Source organism: Fenollaria massiliensis (assembly GCF_000312505.2).
In the GTDB taxonomy this organism is placed as follows: domain Bacteria; phylum Bacillota; class Clostridia; order Tissierellales; family Peptoniphilaceae; genus Fenollaria; species Fenollaria massiliensis.
The window spans coordinates 25409-37212 of sequence record NZ_HG326226.1 but is presented as its reverse complement, the minus strand read 5'-3'; the positions used below and the strand labels follow the sequence as shown (position 1 = coordinate 37212).

Genomic DNA, 11804 nt, shown 5'->3' with positions numbered 1-11804 from the left:
ACTAATGAAGGATTATTGTCAATAAATATGTATTGACATAAACTTTATAAAAATATATAATATAATCAGAAAGTAAGAAATTCTAACTAAGGAGGTAAGGCTATGTTAGTTGAGTTAAAAGCTAAGTCGCAAGTGACTATACCTAAGGAAATAGTGAGCTTGATGAATTTAAATCAAGGAGATAAATTTGAAATTATCGAAGAAAGTGGCAGGATAGTTTTGATCCCACTTGAAGTCTACCCAAAGAACGTGATAGATGAACTAAAGGCCTCAGTTGAAGAGATAAAGGCAAGTATTGACAATGGTGAAAGACCTGTCTTTGACTCGATAGATGCCTTGTTTGAAGAACTTGACAAGTAATATAAAATGCTAGAGACATCTCTAGCATTCTTTTAATTCGTCAAGCTCAGCATCAAGCTTTATTATTAAATTTTCTATGCTCGTTCTAAAGTTCTTTAACTCATCAAGTTTTTCCTTAATCTCGCCAGCTACTCTTATGTCCGTAAAAATGTTATCAAAGTATATATCCATGACATTGTCACTCATGGTGTCGCTAATCTCCTTAGGAAGCTTCATGCCAATGTCGCCGAGCTCCTTATTAAGGCTCTTTAGGTATATGCCAGCTTCCTTTATACTAAGGTTCGCTTCTTGTATGTGCTTTCTCTTAATCACGCTGAAGAAGGCGCCTCCAAAGATATCAATCATGCTCATCTTTGACGCACCATCAAGAGACTTCACCGCCTCATCAAGCCTTAACAAGACCTCGACCGCAGCGGCCTTTGCTTCTTTTATTTCCTTTTCCTTATCCATGGTTTTCACCTCTATATATATTTACCCAAATTATTTCTTTTCTTTAAATAAAGATATGCTATTAATAATAATCGATCCTGCTGAGCAAACAAAAAGGCCATTTATCAATGTTGGAGCAGTGTCTTCAAGTGCAGTGAAATCCTTTATAAAGAATAGATTAAGCTCCTCTTTAAGAGCCACCCACAAAGTAAGTATAGTTAGAGCCATGCTCATAAATCTAAAATATTTTGCCTCTTTCCCCTTAAATGCGAAAATCAAATTTAATATGGCAAATATTACTGCCATGATTCCAAATGCGAACCACATAGATAAAACCTCCTATTTCTTATCTTTAATCAAAATTTTATTTATTCACAATTAACACAAACTATTTTTCACAGAATAAGGAAGAACCTCGGACATAAACGTCCGAGAACCTTTGCGCTATGATGCATGGGACGATGTGGACTGACGAAGCAAGCGGTGTACAAATGTACTCGAGCATTGCACATCGAAAATTGTTTTCCTTCGCTTGCTAGTCTACGAAAACTGATAATTTCTAAGCTTGTTCACCTGTGAGCCCATATTCGTTCGCTTCGCTCAGCTAGATGGTCTCACGGGCGGCTCACTTCGCAAAGAAATTAAAACAGTTTTCTCCGAATGCTGCGCTCGTGAAAATCAATTTTCTCACTATTAGTTCCAGGCGCAACTTAAATGCGAAAAAACTTATTTATTCAGAACATTCTTAATAAAGTACCCAGTAAATTTTTTTGCTCCCATACTATTCAAATGCGACGCATCGTAATAATCATCAAAACCTAAATCATCCATAGCCTTAGTAAAATCTATAAAATCCGCGCCTATACTATGAGCGTAGCTCTCAAGTGCAGCGATGTTCTCATCGTAGACATCTTTTGTAAAAATCGGCGTCTTTATAAAATGCACTTCAACACCATTTTTCTTAGCAAGTTCATTTATCCTCTTAAGTGCGGCGTATTTTTTCTCTCTAAAGTCCTTATCACGCGCTTTTGTGATATTATCAAGGTTTTCCTTGCTTAGCTCAGGATTTTTAACAAATTCTTTGCTTTGACGTTCGAGCTTCACAAAACCATTCAAGTCATCGTGGTAGTCCTTCCACTTGGCCTTGTAATCTTTTTCTTCAAGTGCCCTCCATCTTGTGTGGTACTTGATTAAAGGCATCACATTCTCCGCCCATTCTTCAGGAGGAAGGCTATCCTTAATCATCATAGCCTTATTTATGCCCATGGGGAAGTAGTCGGTGTAGGTGTGGACGCTTCCTTCATCTACGTCATTCATAGCCAAGGCATCGAGCACGTCGACGTAGATGGCCTTTGGCTTTGACCTCTTAATCGCTTCTTTGATGTAGTAGTATGTCGCCTCAAGTGGCTGTTTTTGGCTCGCTAGTATATATGAACTAATGCCATGCTCCGCCAAATATTCTGTATCAAAAGAGCAATATGCGTGCGAAGTGCCGAAGAAGATGACGTCATAAGGCTTGTCCTCGTTGAAATATCCCGAAATCTTGTTAATCATGTCCCAAGGCTTCACATCGGATTTTCTGATGAAGATGATATTTAATTTTGCAAGCACAAGGCTCAGAATTATAACAAAGCCCGCGATTTTTAAAATTCTCTTAATATATTTCATCTGACTCACCCTTAGAACTGGAAATAAATGAACTGCGCTTCGCTGTAACCCGGTCCATATATGCCAAAAATTAGTATTACTACTAGTAAAAATATATATATCGGCCATCTTATAATCAGGCTTCTCTTTTCAATTCTTTCAACCATGTTCACTTTATTGTAAATAAGTATGTCAATTACTATAAGAATGGCTATCGCAATGAGTAAGATGACTGTGTCTTCGTATGGAAAGGCGATTGACGCATCCAAAGTTCCTGCCTGCCTCTTAAGTATGCCAAGTATAAAGGCCTTTGCCGCACCAATATTTTTGCTTCTAAAGATGACAAAACTTATGACTGCAACGACAAAGGTAATAAGCCTGCGAATATTTTTATAAATTAAATTATTGCTAATATTTTTTGTAATGCCTTTAAAACTATCTTCCAAAATATTGAAAATACCATGAATTAAACCCCAAAGAACGAAGGTGTAGTTCGCTCCGTGCCAAAGACCGCTCACCAAAAAAACTATCAAAACGTTTAAATGCTTTCTGAAAGCTCCTTTTCTATTCCCCCCTAAAGGGATGTATAAATAGTCCTTAAACCAAGTTGATAGCGAGATGTGCCAGCGTCTCCAAAATTCTGTGATTGATTTCGAAAGATAGGGCGCTTTAAAATTGTCCATAAGATCGTAGCCCAAAATTTTGGCAGAGCCCTTTGCGATGATTGAATATGAATAAAAATCGCAATAGATTTGCACCGCGAAGAGTAAAGCGGCGTAGCATAAAAATACGTATGAGTAGCCTTGGTAGCTGTCATAGACTTGATTTACGAATATTGCTGCTCTATCTGCAATGACTAGCTTTAGGAAAAAGCCCCAAAGTATGTAAAGAAGTCCCTTTGATAAATTTTCATAGCGTCTGTGTCCTAAATTATCTATCTGCGTTAAAAGATTTTTTGATCTCTCTATAGGTCCAGCGACTAATTGTGGGAAGAATGAGACGAAGAGAGCGTAATTGATAAAATTTCTCTCAGCCTTAATCTCGCCTCTGTAAACGTCAACGATGTAGCCAAGCGCTTGAAAAGTGTAGAATGAAATGCCGACTGGAAGTAAAACATTGATCAGTGGCAGATTTAAGCTCCCTCCCACAAGTCCAAGTATTTTTTTTAAAAAATTAACTGTGAAGCCGTAGTACTTAAAGACGAAAAGTATCGCCAAATTGACAAAGAAACAAAGTCCGAGATAGATTTTTTTCTTTTGTTTCGCTCCCACCATGTCCATGGCGATGGCTGTTAAGTATGTCGCTACTGTGCTAAAGAGCATTAGTAGTGAGTACTTAAGGTTCCAGCATGAATAAAAGAAATAGCTTGCCAAAAGCAAAAAGGCTCTCTTGACTTTTTTTGGGCAATATGAAATAAACTAGGCAAACGATTGTGAAAAACACAAGGTAGCCAGCTGAATTAAATAGCATATATATTCTCCTAAATATTTAAAATGGACAAAGACCTCTATTTACGCGCCTTTGTCCAAGTTCATCATATAGTTTTGTCTGAAAGTTTTCTAATATCGTTAATAATAATCTTGTTACGTTCGAGCGTGATTATGCCCTCATCTTGAAATTGGCTAAGCTTTCTCGAGATAGTTTCGCGCGTAAGTCCTGTGAAAGAGCCCATCTCCTCGCGATTGATCTTAAGGTCAACTGTGATGACGCCATCCTTGATTGAGCCCGATATTTTAATCAGATTGATAAGGGCCTTAGCAACCTTCATATCCGCGTTTATAACTGAGAGCCTGTCAATAAGCTCTTCTGACTTTCTGATTCTGTAGTAGGCTTCTTCCAAAACCTTCAAAACGAAATCCTTGTTCTTTAGCATGATATTTTCGAAGTCATACTTATTTATAACTATGATCTTTGCGTTCGTTGTGGCAGCAGCATTGTAGACATATTTGTCCTGATAAAGTATGTTGAAGCCGCCAACGAAGTCGTCTTTTTTGTAGATGTAGAGAATTTGCTCTCTACCGTCCGAAAGATACATAGATATCTTCATAAATCCTTCATAGACGATGAACATCCTATCCGCGCTGTCGCCTGATGAGAATATGGCGTCGCCACGCTTAAGTGTCTCAAGCTTAAGACCTTTTCTGATCTCGTTAAGTTCTTCGTCTGAAAAATATGAGAATAATGGTATCTTCTTTAAATCGATGCTTTCTGGAAATTTATTAAGCATTTTATTCTTTATTAACTAGCACAACAAGGCTTTCACTATCGTCCAAAGCCACTGCGCTTATAGTATTAGTGCCATCGAAATTAAGCGCTTCTCCAGCCTTTACAAGGTGTTTTTCTTCTTCGCCAATAGTAATCTCGAAAGAGCCCTTCATCACAGCGAAAACTATTTCCTTATCTGGATGATTGTGTTTATCAATTACATCGCCCTTTTTCAAAATTTTGTGAACAAAATTAACCCCATTTATGCTTTTTATTAAGCCTTCATCTTTTAATACTTTTGCTAACATCTTATCACTCCTCTAATATATTTCTGATTTTTTCTTTGTAAACTTCTACACCCGGCTGACCATAAGGCTCTACCTCATCCATAACAGCGTTATAAACGCAAGATGCCATGTAAAATATAGAGAGCTTTGCAAGGCTTTCTTCGCTAATGGTCTTTAGCTTAATCACGCAGCTTGGCACGCCGCCCATGTGATGCGCCTTAACAGTCGCTTTGAAGGCAATTTCATTAATCTTATTTATATTCATGATAGCCTCATCTTGAGTTTTTTTCGCCTCCGCAAATAAATGCGTCTCGATTATATTGCGCCTGCCCTCTTGCAAAAGCTGACCCATAGAGTGCAAATCCTGTGTATACTTAAGATTAGAAACAATGAGTCCCTTGCCGTCCTTGGCAAGCGATTCGCAAAGAAGCTGCTTTATCCACTCAGTAAATGAAGCAAGCCTTTCCTCGTAAACGCTGATAAACTCAAGCGCATAAGTCTTTCCAGCTAGATGCCTATAGTAAGCGTAATCAAGAGCTGTGTTTATGGCTCCATCGCTTTCAAAATATTCTTCCTTTGCACTTTTTATACCCATAATTACTTTTTCTATATCAAGACCACTGGCCGCCATTGGCAAAAGGCCAACTGCAGTGAAAACGCTGTAGCGTCCACCTATATCTTCGGGTATTATAAAAGTTTTCATCTTATGTAATAGAGCAAAATTTGCTAATTCACTAGTTTCTGAGCTAGTCACTATAACGCTATTCTTAAGGTCAATGCCTTTTTTCATCATATCGTTAAGGAAAATTTCGAATACAAGCTTTGTCTCCATAGTTGTTCCTGACTTGCTTATAACGTTTATCGCGTAGCGCTTATCTTTGAGTTCATTAATTAAATTAATAAGGCACTCTCCATCAAGATTATTTCCGGTGAAATATATTGGGAAATCATTTCCTAAAGCGTCGATGAATGCCTTTGCACCGATAAAAGATCCGCCGATCCCGATAACTACAAGAGCATCAAAAGATTTGCGTATGTAATCAGCTGTTTTTTTGACATCACTAATAAAGGCTTCGTTCAAATAATCAAGCCTAATCCAGTCAGACGCATATTTCGTATGAAATTGTTTAAATGCATTAAGCTTTTTCTCGGAAGCACTCGCCTCGAATTGAAGCGGCTCCTTATATATTTCAAGCTGCATAAGATTCACCTCGCTTATAAGTATCTATATTATAACACGAAAGAGCATAAATTTCCAGATATTAATATAGTCTTTGATAAGATTGAGCCTATTGATGAAGAAGAAATTAAATAAATCGTTTAAAATTTTTCATTTAGGGTAAATAATTTACACTAGGGGGTAATAAATATGGAAGAAAGAAAAGGTATAATAACATTTGGCGGTTCACCTGTAACTTTAATTGGTGAAGAAACAAAGGTAGGCAGCAAGGCGCCTGATTTTAAGGCTCTTAAGAATGACTTATCTGAGTTTTCTCTTGACGAAGTGAAAGGTAAAGTAGTTATCATCAGCTCAGTTCCTTCAATTGACACACCTGTTTGTGAATTACAAACTAAGAGATTCAACGAAGAAGCTGCTAAGCTTGGTGATGCAGTTGTTTTAACACTTAGCTGCGACCTACCATTTGCTCAATCAAGATTTTGCGCTGCAGACGGCATTGACAAGGTTATAGTTTTATCAGACCACAGAGACCTTGATTTTGGTACAAAATACGGTCTTGTGATCAAAGAGCTTCGTCTACTTGCAAGAGCAATCACTATCATAGATAAGGACGGCACTATCAAGTATCAAGAAATTGTTAGTGAAGTTACTAAACATCCTGACTATGACAAAGCTTTGGAAGAAGCAAAGAAACTTATTTAAGCAAATATCTTTTTATATGACAATAGCTGGGCCACGAGGTCCAGCTATTATTTTTGAAAATAGTTTTTGCAAACAAAAAAACGCTCGGCCAATGAACGTTTTTTTAGGTGGTGTAAATTATGTGTCCAAGATTATTCTTACAATTAATTATAATATAGAACATAATTCTTGAAATGTCAATGGATTTAGCTAAATTACTCACTTGTATAATAAATTGCAATACATGGCCCACTTAGTATAGATAAAATTTATAATTATAGTAAAAAATTTTTACTTTTCATAAACGCATATTAATGGTATACTATTTAAGAATAGGAGTGATTTTTTTGAATACAATATTTGGAATAATAATCGTGGCGGCGGTGACACTTGTGAGCGACTATCTCTCAAAAACCTTGCCAGTCTCGATGCCAGCAAGCATTTACGGTATAATAATACTTTTTTTGCTTCTACAAATGGGTCTCGTTAAAAAAGAAAAAGTTGAAGGCGTTTGTAAATTTTTGATTAAAATAATGCCGCTAACTTTCATACCGAGCGCAGTTGCACTTATTGACAGCTTCATAGACCTTAAAGTCATCATAGTCCCAGTTCTAGTCGCAATCGTTTTCTCAACAATTTTCGTTATGGCAACGACAGGAAAATTTTGCGAAACGCTATTAAAGATAAGGAAGGTGAAGTGATGACAGCCATTTTCATGCTGTTACTAACAGTAGTGCCATATTTTTTCTTTGTTTACATAAAAAAGAAGCTTAAGTGGTCTTTTATCAATCCACTTCTATTTGCAATAGCAGTCGATATGGCTGTGCTTTTGAGTTTTAAAATTGACAGCAAAACTTATGCATCGGGCGCAAAATATGTTTCGCTATTACTAACACCGGCAACCATTGCCCTAGCCTTTCCCTTGTATGAAGAGCTAAAAACCATAAAAAAAGACATAGTTCCAATACTTATGAGCATAGTCTTCGGCGTATTCTCTTCAGTTTTGACAGTTTTTGCAATTTATAAGATATTTGTGCTTGAGAAAGTGCATTTTGCAACGCTTTTGCCAAAGTCCATCACCACAGCGATAGGCATAGACGTTTCTAGATCGATGGGCGGCATCGTTTCAATTACAGTATTTACGATAATATTTACAGGCATATTCGGAGCCATGGTGAGTGATGCTGTTTTTAAAATTATGAAAATTAAATCAGACGTTGCTAAGGGAGTTGCCTTGGGAAGCGCATCGCACGCGATAGGCACAGCGAAGGCAAATAATATGAATGAATTGACTGGGGCGGCGAGCTCGATGAGTTTAGTGATTAGCGGGATACTAAGTGTAATAATCCTTCCTTTCTTTGTATGATTTTTTGTTCAAGCGCGCCCTTGGGCTCGTTCCTTCCTCGGCAATGCTCACGTATTGCATATACGCTCCGCTTGCCTCGTCGGTCCACTTCGCCCAATCATCACGCTTGCTACAAAAAATTTGTTTGGCGATGATTCATTAACAAGGGTAAAATTGCTTCGCCTTATGCTAGAATTTTCTCTGCAAAACTAATTATACTGGGTGAGTTCATTCGCACCTACAATTAAATTCAAACGACAAAGGGACAGATTTGCTCTGTCCCTTCTTATATCTTATAAACCTATTAACTATAGTTCAAAATTCTTTATAGTACATATATGCACCGTACCAGGTCCTGTATGAGCGCCTATGCATACCGCAAATTGGTTTAGCTTTATCTCCATGTCTGGATACTTTTCTACGAGTAGCTCCTTTACCTTATTTGCAAGGTCTTCGCAGTCCGCATGACATACGTATATCGTGTTAGCGTACAAGTCATGACCCACTTCATTTTCGAAAAAATCAACAGTCCTTGCAATGGCTCTCTTAGTACCTCTAACCTTGTCTTCAGTGTAAATCACACCATCAGAGTGCACATCAAGCACAACCTTCATATTGATCAAGTTACCAATTGCAGCACTTAGCTTTGAAACCCTGCCGCCCCTTTGCAAGTACTCAAGCGAGTCCACGAAGAATACATACCTTGTATTCTTGACAAAGCCATGTGCATAAGCCTTAAGCTCATCAAAAGTCTTGCCTTCTTGATTAATCTTTGCTAAAGATAAAACCTGCAAGCCTTGGCCCATAGAAGCGCCACGCGAGTCAACAAGCATAAGCCTATCGTCACCTATACCAAGCGAGTTCTTCGCAAGCACAGCGTTATTATATGTAGAAGACATGCCAGTCGACAAAGATACGTATATAGCCTTGTCATACTTTTCCAAAACTTCCTTGAATTTCTCCTCATACTCATTGGGAGATATGGCACCAGTTTTGTAAACAGTCCCCTGCCTCATATCGTCATATATCATCTTGCCACTTATGTCCACACCATCAAGGTAAGTTTCGTCACCCTTCATGATGACTATGGGCATGATGTCTATGTCATATTCACTTGCTAATTCATAGCTTATGTCCGAAGCTGAATCCGTTATAATTTTGATGCTCATGGTATCCTCCTTAGCTTTAACTAAATATATTATATGATAAAATTATAGATTTTTCAAGTTTTTAATTGTATCAAGAACTATAGCCGCAGCAGACTCAAGCTCTTTCTCACTCATAAGGCCATAGCCAAGTAAAAGAGCATCTTCACTTACGCTTTTTTTGCCAAAAGTGTAGCTCGATATAGTTTCAGCCTTGACACTTCTCTTGTCAAGCATTTGAACTAGCCTACTGTAATCTTCAAGACCACTCATATAAAGCTTAAGGTGCATACCAGCCATGGAGTCCACAAGCCTAATACCAGAAGCGTCCTTGAGAGCGTCTAAGAGCGTAAGCCTCTTTCTGTTGTAGATACCCTTCATTCTGTTGAGCTGCCTTTCAAAGTGGCCCTCCTTCATAAAGTCCTTCACGAGAATTTGGACAATGTTTGAAACAGGCGAGTTCATGAGTGGCCTTATGCCATGGTACTCGTGCAAAAGTGCGTTTGGTAAGACCATGTAACTAAGTCTTAGAAGTGGGCTTATGGACTTAGAAAAGTTTCCTATGTAGATTACCCTATCCATCTCATCAAGGCTCTTTATTGGGGATATGGCTCTGGGTGCATAACGAAATTCACTGTCGTAGTCGTCCTCAATAATGTAGCGGCCACTTGCAGCATTCGCCCAGTTTAAGAACTCCAGCCTTCTTTTGATAGGCATGACAGTCGCAGTTGGAAACTGGTTAGATGGCGTAAGTAATGCAAGCTCGCAGTCCGCCTTTAGAAAGTTTTCAAAGCTCATACCACTTTCATCGATGTCAATCGGCTCGTAGGCTATACCATTGACCCGTAAAAGCGTCTCCAAAACCTTGTAGCCCGGGTTCTCCAAAGCAAGCTTCACCTTGTTTTGCAAGATTAAAAAGAGAGTCATAAGTAGGTACTCAAGACCCGAACTTATAATGATATTGTCTTCATTAGTCTTGATGCCCCTCGCCTTGAATAGATAGTTTTTAATCTCGTGCCTAAGACCATAGAGCCCTTGGTAGTCTCTTTCGTAGAACTCAGTGTCATAGATGAGCTCCTGAGTAAATATCTTTCTAAATCTATCTATAGGGTAGGACTCAGGATCGCCCTGTGTAATTAAAAATGAGTACTTATAAGACTTCTTCTCCTTACGCGTGCTTATCTCTACATCATCATGCTTAAGAGTGTATATAGTTCCTATGTCATTGACGAAGTAGCCACGCTTCTCCTCGCTCCTTATGTAGCCTTCAGAGATCAGCATCTCGTACGCACTTGTCACCGTGTTCACCGCAACAGATATGTCCCTTGCAAGAGTCCTCTTCGAAGGCAGTTTCTCTCCTTTTTTGAAGCGTCCTTCAAGTATTGCATCCTTAAAATATTCATATATCTGTTCATAAATAGGCCTATCGCTTTTTAAATCTATTTGCATAGCTCCTCCTATCTGGTACCATCAAAATAATCATAATTGGTACTTTTAATTATACCATAATTCAAGTATAATTGCTATAAAAGAGGAGGAATATTATGAATAAAAAATTTTTAGACTTTACAAATACACTTAAGGGCGGCGTCATCATGGACGTTACTAATCCTGAGGAAGCGAAGATTGCCGAAAGTGCTGGAGCATGCGCTGTCATGGCACTTGAGAGGGTACCTGCAGACATCAGACGCGAAGGCGGCGTTGCTAGAATGAGCGACCCTAAAATGATTTTGGAGATAAAAAAAGCTGTTAAAATCCCTGTTATGGCGAAGTGCAGAATCGGTCACTTTGTTGAAGCAGGGGTTTTGGAAGCGCTTGGCATTGACTACGTCGATGAATCAGAAGTTTTGTCAAAGGCTGATAACGACAATCACATAGACAAATACCAATTCGACGTGCCATTTGTTTGCGGTGCAAGAGATCTTGGCGAAGCACTTAGAAGGATCGAAGAAGGTGCATCGATGATTAGAAGCAAGGGTGAAGCAGGTACAGGCGACGTTGTACAAGCTGTAAGCCACTTAAGACAAATACTTGGCGGTATCTCGCTACTTGTTTCAAAAAGAGAAGACGAGCTATATACTTTTGCAAAAGAATATAGAGTTAGCTACGATATAGTAAAATACGTTCACGACAACAAAAGACTACCTGTACTTAACTTCTCAGCTGGCGGTGTCGCAACACCTCAAGACGCAGCACTAATGAGAAGACTTGGTGCTGAAGGTGTCTTCGTTGGAAGCGGTATATTTAAGAGCGAAGACCCAGAGAGAAGAGCTAAGGCAATAGTTAAGGCAGTGAAAAATTATGAAGATAATAAGATTATAGCTGAGGCAGCGACTGGATTAGGTAAGGCTATGTTTGGGATTAATGAAGATGAACTTGCTGTTCACATGGCTGACAGATAAAATTTCTTGTTAAAACGTGCCCTTTAGCTAGTTTCGAATTTTTTGTCGCTGCGACGTATATTCATACGACTCACTCCAAAAAATTCTGTACAACGCTAAATCATCACGAGTGCGAAGCACCAA

General features: G+C 38.5%; 14 protein-coding genes. 5 read left to right on the top strand and 9 right to left on the bottom strand.

Going from position 1 to position 11804, the window contains the following annotated elements:
- The first annotated feature begins 102 nt into the window (after positions 1–102).
- Positions 103–360 (top strand): AbrB/MazE/SpoVT family DNA-binding domain-containing protein, encoded by a 258-nt coding sequence (locus BN30_RS03815; RefSeq protein WP_019214188.1) that lies wholly within the window; start codon positions 103–105, stop codon positions 358–360.
- Between the two features lie 21 nt (positions 361–381).
- Here BN30_RS03815 and BN30_RS03810 read toward each other — a convergent pair whose 3' ends face one another.
- The 7 genes from BN30_RS03810 to BN30_RS08940 all read right to left on the bottom strand — a co-directional run bounded on the left by BN30_RS03810 (position 382) and on the right by BN30_RS08940 (position 6129).
- Positions 382–810, bottom strand: coding sequence for a hypothetical protein (locus BN30_RS03810; RefSeq protein ID WP_019214187.1), 429 nt, complete (start codon positions 808–810; stop codon positions 382–384).
- Between the two features lie 30 nt (positions 811–840).
- Positions 841–1116, bottom strand: a complete 276-nt coding sequence (locus tag BN30_RS03805) for a hypothetical protein (RefSeq protein WP_019214186.1) — start codon at positions 1114–1116, stop codon at positions 841–843.
- A 399-nt stretch (positions 1117–1515) separates the two neighbouring features.
- Entirely contained in the window at positions 1516–2457 is a 942-nt protein-coding gene (locus tag BN30_RS08945) for a hypothetical protein (protein WP_019214185.1), read from the bottom strand.
- An 11-nt stretch (positions 2458–2468) separates the two neighbouring features.
- Entirely contained in the window at positions 2469–3815 is a 1347-nt protein-coding gene (locus BN30_RS03795) for an MBOAT family O-acyltransferase (protein ID WP_019214184.1), read from the bottom strand.
- 155 nt (positions 3816–3970) lie between these two features.
- Positions 3971–4663, bottom strand: a complete 693-nt coding sequence (locus BN30_RS03790; RefSeq protein WP_019214183.1) for a Crp/Fnr family transcriptional regulator — start codon at positions 4661–4663, stop codon at positions 3971–3973.
- Position 4664: 1 nt separating this feature from the next.
- Positions 4665–4949, bottom strand: a complete 285-nt coding sequence (locus BN30_RS03785; RefSeq protein WP_019214182.1) for a cupin domain-containing protein — start codon at positions 4947–4949, stop codon at positions 4665–4667.
- Positions 4950–4953: 4 nt separating this feature from the next.
- Entirely contained in the window at positions 4954–6129 is a 1176-nt protein-coding gene (locus BN30_RS08940; protein WP_019214181.1) for a glucose-6-phosphate isomerase, read from the bottom strand.
- 168 nt (positions 6130–6297) lie between these two features.
- Between BN30_RS08940 and tpx the strand changes: the two genes are divergently transcribed.
- From tpx to BN30_RS03765, 3 genes are all read left to right on the top strand, one after another.
- On the top strand, positions 6298–6810 hold the full coding sequence (tpx, locus tag BN30_RS03775; protein ID WP_019214180.1) for a thiol peroxidase: 513 nt from the start codon (positions 6298–6300) through the stop codon (positions 6808–6810).
- Positions 6811–7136: 326 nt separating this feature from the next.
- Positions 7137–7490, top strand: a complete 354-nt coding sequence (locus tag BN30_RS03770; RefSeq protein ID WP_019214179.1) for a CidA/LrgA family protein — start codon at positions 7137–7139, stop codon at positions 7488–7490.
- A complete protein-coding gene (locus BN30_RS03765) occupies positions 7490–8155 on the top strand; it encodes an LrgB family protein (RefSeq protein ID WP_019214178.1) in 666 nt (221 codons plus the stop codon). The genes BN30_RS03770 and BN30_RS03765 overlap by 1 nt, the downstream gene beginning before the upstream one ends.
- Positions 8156–8442: 287 nt before the next feature.
- On the opposite strand, the gene BN30_RS03760 is transcribed toward BN30_RS03765, so the two are convergent.
- Positions 8443–9303 carry a DegV family protein gene (locus BN30_RS03760; protein ID WP_019214177.1) on the bottom strand — a complete coding sequence of 287 codons (861 nt, stop codon included), beginning with the start codon at positions 9301–9303 and terminating at the stop codon, positions 8443–8445.
- Positions 9304–9345: 42 nt separating this feature from the next.
- A complete protein-coding gene (gene pdxR / locus BN30_RS03755) occupies positions 9346–10728 on the bottom strand; it encodes a MocR-like pyridoxine biosynthesis transcription factor PdxR (RefSeq protein ID WP_019214176.1) in 1383 nt (460 codons plus the stop codon).
- 95 nt (positions 10729–10823) lie between these two features.
- Here pdxR and pdxS point away from each other — a divergent pair, with 95 nt between their 5' ends.
- The gene (gene pdxS / locus BN30_RS03750) at positions 10824–11681 is read left to right on the top strand and encodes a pyridoxal 5'-phosphate synthase lyase subunit PdxS (protein ID WP_019214175.1); all 858 of its coding nucleotides are present in this window, start codon (positions 10824–10826) and stop codon (positions 11679–11681) included.
- Positions 11682–11804: the final 123 nt, after the last annotated feature.

Coding starts and splice junctions, on each gene's coding strand:
- BN30_RS03815 (WP_019214188.1), top strand. CDS start 103: ATGTTAGTTGAGTTAAAAGCTAAGTCGCAAGTGACTATACCTAAGGAA.
- BN30_RS03810 (WP_019214187.1), bottom strand. CDS start 810: ATGGATAAGGAAAAGGAAATAAAAGAAGCAAAGGCCGCTGCGGTCGAG.
- BN30_RS03805 (WP_019214186.1), bottom strand. CDS start 1,116: ATGTGGTTCGCATTTGGAATCATGGCAGTAATATTTGCCATATTAAAT.
- BN30_RS08945 (WP_019214185.1), bottom strand. CDS start 2,457: ATGAAATATATTAAGAGAATTTTAAAAATCGCGGGCTTTGTTATAATT.
- BN30_RS03790 (WP_019214183.1), bottom strand. CDS start 4,663: ATGCTTAATAAATTTCCAGAAAGCATCGATTTAAAGAAGATACCATTA.
- BN30_RS03785 (WP_019214182.1), bottom strand. CDS start 4,949: ATGTTAGCAAAAGTATTAAAAGATGAAGGCTTAATAAAAAGCATAAAT.
- BN30_RS08940 (WP_019214181.1), bottom strand. CDS start 6,129: ATGCAGCTTGAAATATATAAGGAGCCGCTTCAATTCGAGGCGAGTGCT.
- tpx (WP_019214180.1), top strand. CDS start 6,298: ATGGAAGAAAGAAAAGGTATAATAACATTTGGCGGTTCACCTGTAACT.
- BN30_RS03765 (WP_019214178.1), top strand. CDS start 7,490: ATGACAGCCATTTTCATGCTGTTACTAACAGTAGTGCCATATTTTTTC.
- BN30_RS03760 (WP_019214177.1), bottom strand. CDS start 9,303: ATGAGCATCAAAATTATAACGGATTCAGCTTCGGACATAAGCTATGAA.
- pdxR (WP_019214176.1), bottom strand. CDS start 10,728: ATGCAAATAGATTTAAAAAGCGATAGGCCTATTTATGAACAGATATAT.
- pdxS (WP_019214175.1), top strand. CDS start 10,824: ATGAATAAAAAATTTTTAGACTTTACAAATACACTTAAGGGCGGCGTC.